The organism is Fervidobacterium sp. (assembly GCF_059913585.1).
Window position 1 is genome coordinate 221,364 of sequence record NZ_DBOLZL010000014.1, and the last position, 16,232, is coordinate 237,595.

13 protein-coding genes are annotated in these 16,232 nt (G+C 38.8%); 3 read left to right on the forward strand and 10 right to left on the reverse strand.

The window, feature by feature from the left end:
• Positions 1-10: 10 nt before the first annotated feature.
• The 6 genes from AC3M61_RS05785 to AC3M61_RS05810 all read right to left on the reverse strand — a co-directional run bounded on the left by AC3M61_RS05785 (position 11) and on the right by AC3M61_RS05810 (position 7,238).
• On the reverse strand, positions 11-1,432 hold the full coding sequence (locus AC3M61_RS05785; RefSeq protein WP_500779928.1) for an HD domain-containing phosphohydrolase: 1,422 nt from the start codon (positions 1,430-1,432) through the stop codon (positions 11-13).
• Between the two features lie 67 nt (positions 1,433-1,499).
• Positions 1,500-2,855: a sensor histidine kinase gene (locus AC3M61_RS05790; protein WP_500779929.1), complete on the reverse strand. Its 1,356-nt coding sequence runs from the start codon at positions 2,853-2,855 to the stop codon at positions 1,500-1,502.
• 101 nt (positions 2,856-2,956) lie between these two features.
• Positions 2,957-4,423, reverse strand: coding sequence for a substrate-binding periplasmic protein (locus tag AC3M61_RS05795; protein WP_500779930.1), 1,467 nt, complete (start codon positions 4,421-4,423; stop codon positions 2,957-2,959).
• 57 nt (positions 4,424-4,480) lie between these two features.
• On the reverse strand, positions 4,481-5,035 hold the full coding sequence (locus tag AC3M61_RS05800; RefSeq protein ID WP_500779931.1) for a VanZ family protein: 555 nt from the start codon (positions 5,033-5,035) through the stop codon (positions 4,481-4,483).
• A gap of 42 nt (positions 5,036-5,077) precedes the next feature.
• Positions 5,078-6,022 carry an MBL fold metallo-hydrolase gene (locus tag AC3M61_RS05805; RefSeq protein WP_500779932.1) on the reverse strand — a complete coding sequence of 315 codons (945 nt, stop codon included), beginning with the start codon at positions 6,020-6,022 and terminating at the stop codon, positions 5,078-5,080.
• 85 nt (positions 6,023-6,107) lie between these two features.
• Positions 6,108-7,238: a Y-family DNA polymerase gene (locus tag AC3M61_RS05810; protein WP_500779933.1), complete on the reverse strand. Its 1,131-nt coding sequence runs from the start codon at positions 7,236-7,238 to the stop codon at positions 6,108-6,110.
• 277 nt (positions 7,239-7,515) lie between these two features.
• Here AC3M61_RS05810 and murD point away from each other — a divergent pair, with 277 nt between their 5' ends.
• The 3 genes from murD to eno all read left to right on the forward strand — a co-directional run bounded on the left by murD (position 7,516) and on the right by eno (position 11,598).
• On the forward strand, positions 7,516-8,778 hold the full coding sequence (murD, locus tag AC3M61_RS05815) for a UDP-N-acetylmuramoyl-L-alanine--D-glutamate ligase (protein ID WP_500779934.1): 1,263 nt from the start codon (positions 7,516-7,518) through the stop codon (positions 8,776-8,778).
• 41 nt (positions 8,779-8,819) lie between these two features.
• Positions 8,820-10,184, forward strand: a complete 1,365-nt coding sequence (locus tag AC3M61_RS05820; protein ID WP_500779935.1) for an alpha-amylase family glycosyl hydrolase — start codon at positions 8,820-8,822, stop codon at positions 10,182-10,184.
• A gap of 118 nt (positions 10,185-10,302) precedes the next feature.
• Positions 10,303-11,598: a phosphopyruvate hydratase gene (gene eno / locus AC3M61_RS05825; RefSeq protein WP_500779936.1), complete on the forward strand. Its 1,296-nt coding sequence runs from the start codon at positions 10,303-10,305 to the stop codon at positions 11,596-11,598.
• 134 nt (positions 11,599-11,732) lie between these two features.
• On the opposite strand, the gene AC3M61_RS05830 is transcribed toward eno, so the two are convergent.
• From AC3M61_RS05830 to secG, 4 genes are all read right to left on the reverse strand, one after another.
• A complete protein-coding gene (locus AC3M61_RS05830; protein WP_500779937.1) occupies positions 11,733-13,061 on the reverse strand; it encodes a hypothetical protein in 1,329 nt (442 codons plus the stop codon).
• Positions 13,062-13,235: 174 nt separating this feature from the next.
• Positions 13,236-14,525, reverse strand: coding sequence for an S-layer homology domain-containing protein (locus AC3M61_RS05835; RefSeq protein ID WP_500779938.1), 1,290 nt, complete (start codon positions 14,523-14,525; stop codon positions 13,236-13,238).
• 162 nt (positions 14,526-14,687) lie between these two features.
• Complete coding sequence (gene tyrS, locus AC3M61_RS05840; RefSeq protein WP_500780024.1) at positions 14,688-15,893, reverse strand: tyrosine--tRNA ligase; 1,206 nt, start codon at positions 15,891-15,893, stop codon at positions 14,688-14,690.
• Positions 15,894-15,953: 60 nt separating this feature from the next.
• Positions 15,954-16,187: a preprotein translocase subunit SecG gene (gene secG / locus AC3M61_RS05845; RefSeq protein WP_500779939.1), complete on the reverse strand. Its 234-nt coding sequence runs from the start codon at positions 16,185-16,187 to the stop codon at positions 15,954-15,956.
• Positions 16,188-16,232 lie beyond the last annotated feature (45 nt).

The following is a 16,232-nucleotide window of genomic DNA, read 5'->3' on the forward strand; positions in this document are numbered from 1 at the left end:
CTCACTTCTCTCACTTTTTGAAACCATATATGTTTCTAATTTCTTCGTAATTCTCAAAAAATACTTCACAGACCTTTGGGTCAAATTTCTTACCGCAGTTTTCCTTTATGTATCTAACCGTATCCTCTTCACTCCAGGCAGGTCTATAAATTCTGTCAGAAACCAACGCATCGTAGACGTCAATTATACTAACAATTCTACCTTCAAGTGGTATCTGTTCTCCTTTTAATCTTTTCGGATAACCTGTTCCATCCCAGTTTTCATGATGATAAAGTGCGATATTTGCAGCCAATTCAAAAAGTGGATGGTCGACAGTGGAAAGAATTTCGTAACCAATGACCGTGTGTCTTTTCATGATTTCAAATTCCTCATCCGATAACTTCGCAGGTTTATTCAAAATAGCATCCGGTATACCTATCTTTCCAACATCATGGAGCATTGCGGCAATTTCGAAGAACTCAAGGTATTCTCCCTCATACCCAAATCTTGACGCCAGCAACTTCGCAAGCCTTCCAACCCTTCTTACATGCTCGCCTGTTTCAAGAGACCTTGTTTCAGTAACCTCTGAAATAATGTAAATTACTTTGTAGAGTGTTTCTATCAAATCTTTAGATAGCACGTAATTATTCACGGTAACTAAGTAGCGCTCTAAAAACATGGACACGATTTCCAACTGATGGAGTGTCAATGGCTTAGAAAACTCTACTTTCATTCTCTCGCTTAGGTTTATTTCCTTCCTCAAGCTAAATTCTACACTCTTGTCTTGACTCCAAGAAAGATTCACAACCGAAAGACTTCCGTTGAATTTATCCTCTCTTATTTCGCCAAGTTTCTCAATCTTCACAGTCAGTCCCAGGATTTTGGAAAAACTGTCCAATGCTTCTGTTAGCGTGTCCTCAAAATCTTGAACGTTAGAATTCAGTACGACAGAAGAATAGAAAGAGCTACGTTCTAAAAGTCTCTTTTGGGTTTCAAGTTCCACAATGTCTCTGTACTCACGCAATCTTGCGATTATCATGGTAAACAAACCGTTACTTGAGAGCTCTGCCTTTTCCCTATAGTCATTTATGTCGTATTTCAGAACAATCTCCCTTGGAGGAGCAAACCCTGGTTGACCAGTTCTGATTACAAGCCTTATGTACGGATTTTTCAACTCCTCTCTGATATATCTAACTAATTCAAGTCCTGCCATATCTTTTTCCATAACAACATCAATTATAGCCAAGGCTATATCTGGCACTTCTTGAAGTATTCTCTTAGCTTCCTCTGAAGAAAACGCACTGTAAAGTTTCACCTTCTTTCCCTCGAACTCTATATCCCTCGCGACGACCGATGTGATAGCATGCACATCGGGTTCATCATCTACAACTAATATTTTCCAAAATTCACCATTACTATCCTTTGAGGTCGATTTCTTCAAAAAACTAGGCATGTTTCTTCACCTCACAAATAACAAAAAAGGTTACTGGTGTTTATAAGGGTAAAATTACACATCAAAATCACGCGTTCTTTTTGGTCAAAGGTATTTTAATACGGAAGGTTGTTCCTTTTCCAACTTTACTTTCAAGTTCTATATCACCACCGAGCATATCTACAACAAGATTGTAAACGATACTCAATCCCAAACCAGTTCCAGATTCTTTATCAGTTGTGTAAAACGGCTCAAAAGCTCGTTTTTTCGTTTCCTCATCCATACCTTTCCCGTTGTCCGAAAATGTTAAAAGCAGATATTCTTTATCATTTTGGCTCTTTATCTTCTCAAATCTTATCATTATCTTGCCAGGATTGTCGTATTCAAAAGCATGGACTATCGCGTTGTCTATCAAATTCATCAATATCTGTGCTATTGCGCCTGGGATGGTGTAAACTACAAGGTTATCATCTATCTTTGTGACAACCTCTATCTTTGTCTTTCTCAACCTCGGATGCATTGCGTTCAAAACATCATCAACAACGGACTTTATGTTGACTTCCGACCAAGTTTGCGTCATCTCATTCATAGCTGTGCGTTTCAAACTTTGAACAAGCTCTATGATTCTTTTCGCATTTCTGAGCATTATCTGGGTTAATTCTGATATTGTGTCTACGCAGCTTTTGAAATCTTCTTCGGTGAGTTCATCTGCTTCGAATTTCTTCAATATATTAACAAGTCTATTTTGCTGTTCGGTCAGTGAGGAATATATAATCCCCGCAGGTGTGTTAATATCGTGTGCGATATTCACCATTAGCTTCCCTAACGCAGCCATTTTTTCCGCATTGATTACTTTATTCTGTGTCTCCTCAAGCTCGTTAAATGCCATTTCAAGTTCCGTATTCATTTCATTGAGCTCGTTAACCATCGCTGCAAGCTCTTTATTCTTTTTTAAATTTAAAATCAAAAGCACCAACACTAAGTAAAGCAGCGCAGCACCATACCCCGAGACAACCAAAAATCTCCTGGCTGTACGATCCATATAAGTGAAAACAACCTTTCCAACATATGTATCTGCGTAGATTAAGCTATACGCTTTACTCAATTGCCTTGTTCCAAATAACAAATCAAAAGTTGTCAGCTTAAACTCTTTTTCTCTGACCGCAAATTTGTTGTCTTTGTCATCGTAGACTACCACTGATATTATTTCCTCTTTTTCAATCATAACTGCGGTAAATTGTTCAACGATCCTCTTGTCGTAAGTCCAAGCAGGATAAGAAAGGCTAACAGCCATTGTTTTCGTAAAATTTTCCATTCCATTTTTCCAGTTTTTGTAGTAACTGGTTGCATACAATACAAAAATGATGGTGATAAGTATTAATATAACTATGTTGATGATTAAATAAAAGCTGCTTGACTCTCTTTTTTTGTTTTTGTTTATCATTTCATCACCTTCTAAAGTCGTCAAAAAAAATTGAGTAACAAATAAAAAACAACTTATCACTCTTTATTTTAGCACTTTATATCATTATACCACAAGCTTGTTTATCTCCAAAAATCATCATAAGTTATCCCATATCTTTTCAAGATTCTCAAATAATCATTTGTAAGCTTAAACTCCTTCAATCTTTGAGAGAAAACGTTTGATAGATAACTTCCCTGATAGTTTTTTGAGAAAGCCAAGTAATAAATCATCTGCTCTCCAAAAACGGGTGAGTGCTCAACATCAACATCTAACTCTTTTGCTAACTCATTTCCAACAATTAAGTTACAGACAAAAAGCTGTATCCTTTCACTCTTTAAAAGTTTAAACCCCGTCACATCGTCTGGGACAGCTATCTTTTTGAACTTTGCATTCCAGAACCAGTCGCCATAGGCGTAACCCTCGGTATAACCACATAACACACTATTTGGTATATGTTCCAAGCGTGAAAGGTTAATTTTCGAATTTCTAAGCTTAAACAAAACATCATTTCCCGTGCTAAGTGGTTCTTCCGGAAAGCTTAAGAACGCTAAGCGCTCTTGTGTAACCCTTAAACTCATAATTCCATCGTAAGCTCCTATTTTCATCAGTTCAACACATCTGGTCCATGGAAATGTCAAAAAAGTTGCTTTGTATCCCATCTTACTTAAAACTGCCCTCACAACGTCGACATCCACGCCTACCCATTCTTTCTTTGTGGTATCATACCACTCGTATGGCTTCCAATCAGCTGTAAGTATCTCAACAACATTTCCAGGAACAACAAAATCATCGAGATCGTATTTTTTTATAAGTTCCTTCACCACCGCATTTTTGTGCAATCTCCCCAGCGTATTTTCAAGTTTTGACGCAACATCTCTGCTAACGCTCTTTGAAAGAACGATGTAATGGTAATACTTTTCCGAAGGACCTTTCAAGGTTTCAAATTTTCCTTTCGAATTTTTAAGCATATATCCAAGCGTTAAGCTGGAATAAAACACCGTGTCTATCTCTTTTCGTTCAAGAGCTTTAATAGCCTCGGTTATATTCTTGAATGGAACAACTTCCTGTCTTAACGCAATGGAAGGTAAACTTTCCGATGTTACTGTGCCACCGATAACACCTATCCTTACATACTGCCTTTTGTCAAACTTTTTAGACTCATTTGAATTAATAATGAACATCTCTCTCAATCCGTAGAGCGGAGGTTGGAGATATGTAGTATAACTTTCGCGTTCTTTACTGTAAGCAGCCCCAACGAATATCTGAATTTCATTTTTTGAAAGCGCATCAAAAATCTCAGAGATACTCTTCAGCTCTTTTGATTTGTATTCGATTCGAATTCCTTGACCTGCGAGTTCCTCGTTCAACTTTTGAATTATGTCGTGGCAAAGCCCTGTTATATTGCCGCCACTTAACATGAATTTTGGTTCAACGTTTTGAGCATATGTGTAGAGAAATTTTTGACCAATCACTAAAGAACCTGTGAAAAACAAAGTAAGCATTATAAAAATTTTAAAAACTACCTTAAGCATGCTTTTCATACACATGTTATCACCCCTCAAATAAAAGAGCAGTTGAGATATAATCAGCAATTTCAAACAAGTTCATTTGAGAATTTGAATTAACCTTTTTACTACCCAAAAAATAGCAAGTAACAATAGAAATACGATAACACCAACTAATGCTCCGGAAGAATCGATAACAACATCGTTAAGTGAAGAACCACGTCGATAGAAAATTTGGTTGTATTCATCAAAAATCGCATAAGTTGAAGGAACTGTGAAACCTGTTATCATAGAAATTATTATATCCCTCTTCCACCAAAAAAATGTTAAGGCAACTAAAAATCCAAATACAAAGTACAGTCCAAAATGTGCCGTCTTTCTAATCACCATCTCCGCCGGCACGTATTCTGTTCCAAACCAAATCAACTTCAACTTCCTCTCAACTCTTTTGAAAATCTGCGTATTGGAAAAATCTAAAACATTATCGATTTTCTTAATAACCCTATACGCAAAATTCGATTGCTGGTGCGATTTCTCCGGTGGTCGGGTTGAGAAATAAAATATAGTAGCAACCCAAAACAAAACACTAACGAATAACACTATTGAAATAGCCTTACGCACATTTTCCGAACGTTTTTTGAAAAATTCCGCCATTACGCTCAAACCTCCGATTTCTCGTTCCTAGCTCAATGCATTCTAATATACTCTAATATATTCTAATTTCCCTCTTTCGAAAGTAAGACCTATCTCGTTTACACTAACCAAATAACCACAATAGGCTTTGAGAGTTTGGAGTAGCAACACGTAAGACGTGGCATCAATGGGGATTGAGAAGTTGGAAGCAACCTCACTCAAAATCTCATCTATCGTCTTCGGTTCCACGACAATTCCCAAAATCAAGTTCAAAACGTCTTCTATAACTTTCTCATTTTCCCTAATTAGTTTCAGAAAATCTTTTTTTGTGCTTTCCCAATTGCCCTTACTAAAGTCAAAAACCTCACCGTGGCTTGGCACGACAACATCTATGTTTTCTACCCATCTATTTAGACCTTGCAAAGTTTTCAGATGTTCGTGCACATCGTATAAGAAATAAACCTTATACTTCTCTATCGTTTGCATCGAAACGACAGCATCAGCAATGAACAATACCCTCTTTTCACTATCATCAATCAACACTCCAACCATATCGAAAGAGTGCCCTTTGAGTGGTATGATTTCGACACCGAGTTCAGAAGACCATCCGTATTCCACAGTATCCGTAACTATTGAAGGTTTCGCCATTAGAAATTTGTTATCTATCCCCTCAAAAATAGGTCCTCCCCAAAGATACATCGGTTCAAGCTGGGGATGTTCGATGAAAACGCTCTCAAACTCTGTTGCGTAAATCTTACACTTGAGTTTTTCCTGCAAAAAGCTATTTCCTCCGATATGGTCTGCATGGGAGTGTGAATTGAGTATAGATAACCTAGCCACACCTTGGCTTTCAAGGTATTTCAATATCTTTTTCCCATATTCACTGCTACTTCCAGAATCTATAACCAGGCACTCGCTTTTTCCCAAAGTAGATTTGAAGAAAAACACAACATTAACAGGCGCCCTCAACACCTTTACAGATTCGGTTACATCGATTACCTCATACACTCTCTCAACTCCTTTGCTTTGTTCTTTTCCAATCTAATTATAACACCTCAACATTTCCAACTGTCCAAATTATCTCAAACTAACCTTAAACTATCTTCTTTGTGCGCAACACAAAATAACCCCCAAAAAAGATATTCTCAAATTCTGCCAACTTCTCAAACTTTTTTTGTTGTTCGTCCCAAAACAACGAACTCTGAACACCCTCGATTAACTTCAAATTATTAAGAGAGATACCTACTTTCGAAACGGGATACCCCCTGAACAACTTTTCGACTAAATTCTCAACAACTTTCGAAATGAGCAAAAAATCATTTGTGTAGAAAATAAACGAACGGGAGATTGAAAAAGAGCCAAACCTGTCTTTTAAATACAAACTTACGCTTTTTGTTCCCATCCGACCTCTCAAAAGCTTTGCGTATAGACCGAACGTAAGATATTTATACACTTCAATTAATTCATCCAAATCCTTCACATGTCTATCCAACGAAAGTGAATGCCCCACGCTCTTTGGAGGAACAAATTTGAAAAACTCAGGCTCTGTGTATTCTTTTAAAATCAACGTCTTCAATTTTTGAAATCCATTTAAACTGTCTAACCTTTTGTCGTTCAAAAATTGCTCCAATGTTTCTATTCCTAACTCTTCCAAAATCTTCGCACTTTCCTTGCCTATCCCAACTACATTCTTTATTGGCAAATCCTTTGCAAATCCTTCAAAATCTTCAACGACAAAGAAACCATCTGGCTTGGCTACTTCACATGCGCTCTTTGCAATTATCGGATTTCGACCAACTCCTATTGTACAAGTAAGGTTGAGCTTTTCTTTTATCTCTTCTTTCAGTTCTTTGAGCCTTTCTAACCCATACGATAATACATCTCCAACTCTATCAACAGCGATATACACCTCGTCTATGCTTGCCTCTTTGTAGACAGGAAAGTATTTCTCAACAAGTTGAATAATCTTTAGCGTTGTAAACTCGTATTGCGAAAAATCCGCCTTTACAAAAATAATCTTCGGACACAGCTCTCGTGCTTGTGTTATACCCATTCCAGTCTTCACCCCAAAGCTCTTTGCCACATAATTTGCACTTATCACTATAGGTCTTTCACCATTCCCAATTACCGCAAACGGCTTTCCCCTCAACGATGGATTCTTCGCCTCCTCAACGGAAGCAAAATAAGCATCCATATCAAGCAAAGCAACGCATTTGTAAAGCACAAATGTCACCCCCGCTTATCATTCATCAATTCATCAATGATGTTTGACAATATATACTTAACATTTGTATAGTTTACTAAAGTATAGTATACCACAAAACGATTATCAAAGTCAAACAATATTGGAAAATCTCGAATTAAGAATATAGAGCTTAGAAATATGAACATTCATTGAACATTTCCACAAAAATCGGTTTCACGACCTACTTTGTGATAAAATATATCCAGAATTTGAGAAAATTCAGACAAATTTAGACTTAAAAAGGAGAGTGAGCTGTTTGAAATTCGCACTCCTGGGGTTTGGGTTAAGTAACAAATATGCAGCAAGATATTTGAAATCACTTGGAGAAGAAGTTTTTGTAAGTGAATCGGGCAAGCTTTCAGAAGAGGATAAAAAATACTTAGAAGAAGCGGGCATACCTTACGAAGAGGGGATCAACAGTGAAAAAATCCTCGAAGCAGACGTTATACTAACCAGCCCAAGCGTTCCATACAACCATCCCATCCTCATGAAAGCAAAAGAATTGGGCAAACACGTTGACACAGAAATCACTTATTTTACGAAAAATCTTGATTGGAACCCAACCATCATCGCTGTCACAGGTTCCGTTGGAAAGAGCACAACTGTATCTATGATTCACCATCTCATCTCAAAGAGTGCCACATCTCAACTTTCAGGCAATATAGGTATTCCCATTGCACAGGTTCTTCTTGAAGGCAAAAAGCCTGAGTATCTTGTCATAGAAATCAGCAGTTTCCAACTCTACTGGGCACAATATTTCAAACCACAAGTAGCAGTTATCACAAACATATATCCGAACCACCTCGACTGGCATCCATCTATGGAACACTACGTTGAATCGAAATTTAAAATAACAAAATTCCAAGATAACGAAGACCACTTCATCTACAATCCAAAAGATATGGAAACATTCAAAAGGCTCTCGCTCATCCAAGCCAAACGTGTTCCATTCACCGCCGATTTTAAGTTCGAAGATATTCCATTCCATATCCGCACAAAACAGAACGTTGAAAACATCGCAGCGGCAAAGACCGTCTTGAAAGTGCTGAACCTCCCATTCGACATGGACATGCTCAAAGACTTTGTGCCATTGCCACATCGAATGGAGTATTGTGGGACAATAAACGGCGCACATTATTACAACGACTCAAAAGCCACAAATGCTGCGGCAGTATTGAAAGCTCTCGAAAATTTCGACGGGAATCTTTTCTTGATAATTGCAGGAAAGGGCAAAAACGAAGACTACACAAACTTGGCAGACGAGATAAAGAAAAAGTGCAAACACGTTGCTATAGTCGGACCTATCGCGGACCAGATTGAACCATATTTGAAAGAACGAGAGATTAATTACAAAAGATACAAAGATATCGAAGAAGCCGTTATTGAAATATCAAAAATGGCAGGAGAAGGTGATTACGTGCTCTTGGGACCAGCTGGTGCAAGTTACGATGCGTATAAAAACTTCGAAGAACGCGGAGACCATTTCAAAGCGATAGTTAAAAAGATTATGGAACAATAATTTCAAAAATGCGTTCAATATTCAAATTGGAGGGAAGGTAGATGATTGGCTACGAGATATTTGTTAGATCCTTTGCAGATTCAAACGATGATGGGATAGGTGATTTCAAAGGTATAGCTCAGAAAGCAGACTATTTAAAGATGCTCGGTGTTGACCTTGTTTGGCTCACACCACATTTCAAATCACCAAGTTATCATGGATACGATATTATTGATTATTTTGACACGAACTCTTCTTTCGGCTCACTTTCAGATTTCAAAGCGATGGTTGATACGCTCCATGAAAAAGGCATAAAGGTCGTCATTGACCTTCCACTCAATCACGTCTCAGACAGACATCCTTGGTTTAAAGCAGCGATGAACGGTGAGAAACCATACGTAGACTATTTCCTCTGGGCTCAGCCACACTTTAATCTAAACGAAAAGAGGCACTGGGACGAAGAATTACTTTGGCACAACAGAAATGGAAAGTGGTATTATGGAGTATTCGGAGGCTCTTCGCCTGATTTGAACTATGAAAATCCAGAAGTTGTCCAAAAATCACTTGAAATCGTTGAATTTTGGCTCAAACAAGGCGTTGATGGGTTCAGATTCGATGCGGCAAAGCACATATACGATTACGATATTAAAGAAGGTAGGTTCCGATACGACCACGACAAAAACGTCGAATATTGGAAGCTTGTCATGGACAAAGCAAAGCAAGTAAAAGGTTCTGATGTATTCGCCGTTACAGAGGTCTGGGACGACCCAGAGATAGTCGACAGATATGCAAAGACAATTGGCTGTTCGTTCAACTTCTATTTCACAGAAGCCATTAGAGAGTCCATGCAACACGGAGCGGTTTACAAAATCGTTGACTGTTTCCAAAGAACGCTCACCAAAAAGCCTTACCTACCAAGCAACTTCACCGGAAACCACGATATGCACAGACTTGCAAGCCTTATTCAACAAGAGGAACAAAGAAAAGTCTTCTTCGGCTTACTCATGACAACACCTGGTGTGCCGTTCATATACTACGGTGATGAGCTCGGCATGAAGGGGGTTTACGATTCCACATTCACAGAAGATGTTATAGAACCATTCCCATGGTATGCATCACTATCTGGAGAAGGTCAGACGTTCTGGAAGGCAGTTAGATTTAACAGAGCATTCACAGGAGTTTCTGTTGAAGAACAACTCAACAGAGAAGGTAGCTTGCTCAGAGAAGTCATGGTATGGACGAAATTCAGAAAAGAAAACGAGTGGCTCACAAACGCATGGGTAGAACACGTAACGCACAACACATTTGTTGTTGCTTACACAGTAACGGATGGAAATAACGGGTTCAGGGTTTACGCAAACATCGCAGGGCATAACGAATCGTTTGAAGGAATCAGTTTGAAACCGTATGAAGTGAAAATAGTCTAAATGTGAAAAATGATATCCTTGATTGTTACGTTGGTGAAAATTGTCACTAATTCAGTTATGTGGTATAATATCAGTGGGTTCTAAGGCTTTTTTATTAAAACACATAGGAGGTGTAGGTATGTACGTAGAGATTATTGATGTAAGGGCGAGAGAAGTGCTCGATTCCCGCGGAAATCCCACGATTGAAGTTGAAGTTCTTCTTGAAGATGGTAGCTTTGGTAGTGCGATAGTTCCAAGTGGTGCATCGACTGGTAAGTTCGAAGCACTCGAATTGAGAGACGGTGACAAGAAGAGATACATGGGTAAAGGAGTTCTCAAGGCTGTTGAACACGTTAATGAGGTCATTGCACCAAGGATTGTTGGCTTGAACGCATTTGACCAAGTTTACCTCGACAAGGTGCTTTTGGAACTTGATGGCACAGAAAACAAATCCAAGCTCGGTGCAAACGCTATCCTTGGTGTATCAATGGCAGTTGCAAGAGCGGCAGCAGAAAGCACTGGCTTGCCACTTTACAAATACCTTGGTGGAGCGAATGCAAAAGTTCTACCAGTTCCATTCATGAACGTTATCAACGGTGGTGCACACGCAGATAACAGCTTTGATATCCAAGAATTCATGCTTGTGCCAGCTGGAGCTCTTTCATTCAAAGAAGCACTCAGATACGGTGCAGAAGTATTCCACACACTCAAAAAGATACTCAAAGACGCTGGTCACGTAACAGCAGTTGGTGATGAAGGTGGATTTGCTCCAAACCTATCTTCAAACGAAGAGGCAATCCAAGTGCTCATAAAGGCGATTGAACAAGCTGGTTATGAACCTGGAAAAGACATATTCATCGCACTCGACTGTGCAGCAAGTGAGTTCTACAACGAAGAGACAGGAAAATACAACATCGATGGAACAGAAAAAACTGGCGATGAGCTCATTGAATACTACTCCATGCTCATAGACAAATACTGGCCCGTTATCATCTCCATCGAAGACCCATTCGAACAAGAAGACTGGGACAGCTACGTGAAATTTACACAAAAAGTCGGTGGAAAGGTCCAAATCGTCGGTGATGATTTGTATGTGACAAATGTCAAAAGACTTGCCAAAGGTATTGAACTCTTTGCCACAAACTCAATACTCATAAAACTAAACCAAATAGGTTCAGTCACAGAAACACTCGATGCAATTGAAATGGCAAAGACCGCTGGTATGACAAACGTCATTTCTCACAGAAGCGGAGAAACGGAAGACACATTCATCGCAGACCTTGCAGTTGCAACAAACGCAGGTATGATTAAAACCGGGTCACTTTCAAGAAGTGAAAGGATTGCGAAATACAACAGATTACTTAGAATCGAAGAAGAACTCGGTGATGCAGCAATTTACAAAGGATTGAACGCGTTTTATTCGATTAAAAGATAAGCAAAACTAAATAATCTAAATGCAAAGCCCCTCCTAAGAGTTGGAGGGGCGTTTTTTGGTAATATACAAGAAATGAAAAAATGAAAAACCCCGTCCTTTCGGACGGGGTTTGTTGATTATCGATTAGCTAACTATTAGAAGCTTGCTGAGTAGCTGAGTGTGAGATTCCATGTTGGTTCTGTTTTGATATCCCAATCATCGTTTTCGAATACTAATGTTCCATAGAATCCTGTCAGCTTAACATTTGGTGTAATTGTGTACGTCATTCCTGCGTTGTAACCTTCCTTTGGTGTTCCCGTTGTTCTCATTCTGTAGTTTCCATAGACTGAAAGTTCTGGTGTTGCATTTACGTTAACGTTTGCGTGGATGTATGTGTATGTTGCAAATTCTGTTATATCTGCCCATGCTGCTTTAACTGCTCCAGAAAGCATTGCGTCTGAGTAGGAAACTTCTGTGTAAAGTGTGAATTTCTTTGAGCTATCAAGTAAATCATCATTTGTTGTCTTTACAAAGAATGTTACTGGTGCAACATCTATTTTTGCTGAAAGCTCGTTGAGTTTAAGTGTTGTCGTTGGTGTTGCTGTAGCAAAGTCTACTTTTGGTGTAACTTTTGCTGTAAGTGTAACTGGTGCAAATGTTGTTGTGTATGTTACGCCAAGGCTGAAGAATTTTCCGTTTTTAATATTTGATGATCTGTATTCAAGTTTGTCAAGGTTTTCAGCAAATTTGAATGTTGGATCAAGAGTAAGTCCTGCAACTGGCTCGATTGAACCTGAGAAATTGACATCGAAAGCTGCTTTCATTCCTGTTGCATCCTCAACCATACCACCAAATACTGTGAGGCTTGGTTTGAATATTCCAAGGTCAAGTGCTCCACTTACCGCTGCACCAAATTCGTGTGTTGTTGTGTCTCCTGTGTTGTATGTTCCACCAACGATTGTCCAATCAGCAACTGTGTATTTTACAAGGAGCATATCGCTGAACCATGTTGCTGTGCCTTCTGATGTTTTATCGAGGTAGTAAACTTCAAGTCCTGCAACTGCTGGGAGTGTGAGTTTTAATGAATCTGCAAAATCTCCCATTGCTGTTGTGAACTTACCAGTAGCGTAATCTTTACCAGTGAAGTAATCACTTACAAATTGTTTATCTCTGCTGTAGAATGCTCCAAAGTATGGTGTGGAGAATGTCAAGCTTGTAAGTTTTAAGGTACTACTGCCAAACGGAGACGGTAAACTTATACTGAACGTTGCTCCAACCTGGGTGTCACTTGTTGGACCAATGTTAAGTGTTACCTTTGAATTTTCAATGTTTCCTTCGAAACTAACACCATCTTTGTCTACTACAAGGTTGAACTTAACCGTCCCTGTGTACGTTACGTTTGGACCAAGTGTAAATGGTTTTTCTGCCGCAAACATGCTAACAACTACAAAAAGCGCTACCAAAACCGTTAAAAGTTTCTTCATAACCTTCTCCCTCCTCCTGTGAGTTTAGGTGTGAAATGTTTATAAATGAAACCTAAAGAAAATCACTCTTTTTTTGACTTTGTGTTCTTACCATCCCCCCTTTTGGATGTTTATAGCTTCCCCATTCATATGAAAGCAAAATATCTTAAACTGATTGAACAGACTGGACAGAAATTACGGTCTGAACCATCCAACTATACCTATTATTATACCTACTATACCAAGCCCAATGCCCCATTGTGCCATCTGTTCTAATCGTTTTACATCCGTTGATTTCTCAACTTTTAGTTCCTCTAACTTCTTATTTACTTCTTCAACTTCACTCTTGTCAGCTTTGACTTCTTCAACAACCTGTCCAAGGCTTACAACTTGGTTTTCAAGAAGGTTGACTCTTTCAGAGAGCAGTTCGACTTTTTCGTTATTTGTATTAAGTTCCTCATAGATTCCCATTATTGCGTCGTTGAGGATAGTATAATTACCATCGACTTTCTCTTCAAGTTGTTCAATTTTTGCTGCCATAAGCTCGTTCGCATCTTTTAAAGCCTCAATCGTTTCGATGAGTTCATCCACCCTAACGTCTGTATACGTCGTTACTCTTTCCTCAAGGGCTGTGAGGTTATTGTAAAGTTCGTAGACCATATCTCTGATTGCCGGTAATCCCGTGTCAAGCGTGTTCTGGATATTCAATACTTGAGTCTCAAGTTCTGAAAGTCTTGAGTCTAAATCCGCAAGCGCACTTTCAAATTCATCTGAGGAAACCTTTGTTCCAAGAAGGTCATATATCATGTTGGCGTATTCTTCCAAAAGTTCAACTCTTGATCTAAGTGTTTCAAGTTCTTCCTTATCGACTTTACCGTCTGTCTTTGAATTAAGCTCAGATATTTGAGCTGTGAGGTTCTTGTTTAAATCAGCAATCTGCTTTCTCAAAAGGTAGTCAACATCACCGAGCTGAGCCGCTAATCCGTTAAGAATTTCGCTTATCGTTTGAATATCGCTCTTTAGTGCCACAAGGTCAATTTCTTGTTGATTACCATCTTCATCTGTGTAAATAAATTTGTCTTGAATGGAATTTACAAGGTCATACAGCTTTATTATATCTTGGTCATGTAAATCAAGAACAAGCTTTACATCTTCAAGGGCAATCTGAAGTTGTTCAATGTCTTGCTTTAATGCATCTAATTTTTCGTTAGTGCTATCTTCAAGCGTTGCCTTCAAGTTTTCCAAATTTGAATCCACAGTTTGAAAAACGTAATCAAGAGTTCTAACAAGGAAAACCGCGATTTGATACCTCGTTATTGCCTCGTCACCACGATAGGTGCCGTCGGGAAAACCCGTTGCAATTCCAGCCTCTTCCAATCTCGTTACAAATGATTCTGCCCAGTGTCCTTTTGGAATATCTCTGAAAGCTGCCATGGATATACTGAGAACTAAAAGGACCGCAAGTAGCGTCAAGACTTTTTTCATACATATACCCCCTTTGAGCTAATTTACATTACAGCCATTTCTTAAATTGAATGCTCGTAAAGTTTCTGCACACATATTATACCACAAAGTCCGTTAGCGATGCAAATTTTTCTCCATGTTTCCATAGGAAAATTGGTAATTTACTGACAACTTACCAAAAAGTTATTTGGTCTGATTGCCTAAAACTTTGATAAATACACGCTTTCCAACTCTTAGAATGTGTTCTCCCACAACTGAAACCGTTGCTTTAAAGTTGTCAATTCGGTTGCTGTCCCAATAAACTCCACCTTGCGTGATTAACCTTTTTATCTCACTTTTCGTGCCTATTCCCAGGTTAAAGAGCAGTTCCACAATGTTGTATTCACCTGGTTCGACAACTTTTTCTGGCATCTCATCTGGGATTTCTTTTTTCTGGAAAACCGTAACAAAATATTCTTCCGCTTCTTTTGCTGCCTGCTCTCCGTGGAATTGTCTGACTATTTCTCTTGCAAGCCACATCTTGTAATCCCTTGGGTTAACTGTCTTTTCGTTTATCTCTTTTTCCATTTTGCTTAGGAAATCTTCATCGGCATCTGTAAGCAGTTTTGCGTATTTAACAATTAATTCGTCTGGTATCGACATTATTTTGCCATACATGTCTTTTGGTTCATCGGTAAAGCCAACGTAGTTTCCATAGCTTTTGCTCATTTTGAGCTTTCCATCAGTTCCTTCAATTATCGGCATTGTCATAACTATCTGGGGTGTTTGTCCGTATTCTTCTTGTATCTTTCTACCAACCATGAGGTTAAATAACTGGTCTGTTCCCCCGAGTTCTACATCCGCCTGGATAGCAACAGAATCATAAGCTTGTGCTAATGGATACAAAAATTCAGAGATACTGATAGGTGTGCCTTCCGCATACCGTTTTGCAAAATCTTCTCTTTCAAGCATCCTTGCAACTGTGTATTTTGAAGCTAATTTTACAACATCGGCAAATGTCATTTTCCCAAGCCATTCGTTATTGTAGCGAATTTCTGTTTTGTCTTTGTCAAGAATCATAAAGGCTTGTTCTGCGTATGTTTTTGCATTTTGTATAACTTCTTCTCTTGAGAGCATGGGTCTGGTTGTGTTTCTTCCTGATGGGTCACCTATCATTGCGGTAAAATCACCAATGATTAATACGACCTGGTGCCCTAAGTCTTGAAATTGTTTAAGTTTTCTCAAAACTACTGCATGACCCAGATGTAAATCTGGTCTCGAAGGGTCCACTCCCAGCTTTACTCTCAAGGGCTTTCCAGATTTCAATCTCTCAAGCAATTCTTCCTCGGAAACTAAATCTACGCAATTTCTTTTCAATATTTTTAGTTGTTCTTCGGGAGGAAGCTTCAATGCGGACAAGAGATACACCCCTTTTAGTTATTTATTATCCTCTTAACAATTATCTGAACGTTATCTAGATAACACCCAAGATGTTAAAAAGCACATAATAAAGAACGCAACAGCCAACGCAACGGTTATTTTACCTGATGTGTCTAATCCCTTTTTTCTACCAAACATTGTGTAAGCTGCGCCACTTCCAAATGCTCCACCGAGTTCTGCAAACTTGGTCATTTCTTGCATAACCATCCAAATCAAACCAACTGCAATAATTGTATGGATGACTAGTAGAATAACTGCCAACATCACAACACCTCCAAATCTTTTTGAAGTTTATCTTTCCTTTTGCCT

Bases quoted from the DNA above. Each gene is read 5' to 3' on its own strand.
- AC3M61_RS05785 (WP_500779928.1), bottom strand. From the start codon at position 1,432: ATGCCTAGTTTTTTGAAGAAATCGACCTCAAAGGATAGTAATGGTGAA.
- AC3M61_RS05790 (WP_500779929.1), bottom strand. From the start codon at position 2,855: ATGATAAACAAAAACAAAAAAAGAGAGTCAAGCAGCTTTTATTTAATC.
- secG (WP_500779939.1), bottom strand. From the start codon at position 16,187: ATGTTGGCAGTTATTCTACTAGTCATCCATACAATTATTGCAGTTGGT.
- AC3M61_RS05795 (WP_500779930.1), bottom strand. From the start codon at position 4,423: ATGTGTATGAAAAGCATGCTTAAGGTAGTTTTTAAAATTTTTATAATG.
- AC3M61_RS05835 (WP_500779938.1), bottom strand. From the start codon at position 14,525: ATGAAAAAAGTCTTGACGCTACTTGCGGTCCTTTTAGTTCTCAGTATA.
- AC3M61_RS05800 (WP_500779931.1), bottom strand. From the start codon at position 5,035: ATGGCGGAATTTTTCAAAAAACGTTCGGAAAATGTGCGTAAGGCTATT.
- eno (WP_500779936.1), top strand. From the start codon at position 10,303: ATGTACGTAGAGATTATTGATGTAAGGGCGAGAGAAGTGCTCGATTCC.
- AC3M61_RS05820 (WP_500779935.1), top strand. From the start codon at position 8,820: ATGATTGGCTACGAGATATTTGTTAGATCCTTTGCAGATTCAAACGAT.
- AC3M61_RS05830 (WP_500779937.1), bottom strand. From the start codon at position 13,061: ATGAAGAAACTTTTAACGGTTTTGGTAGCGCTTTTTGTAGTTGTTAGC.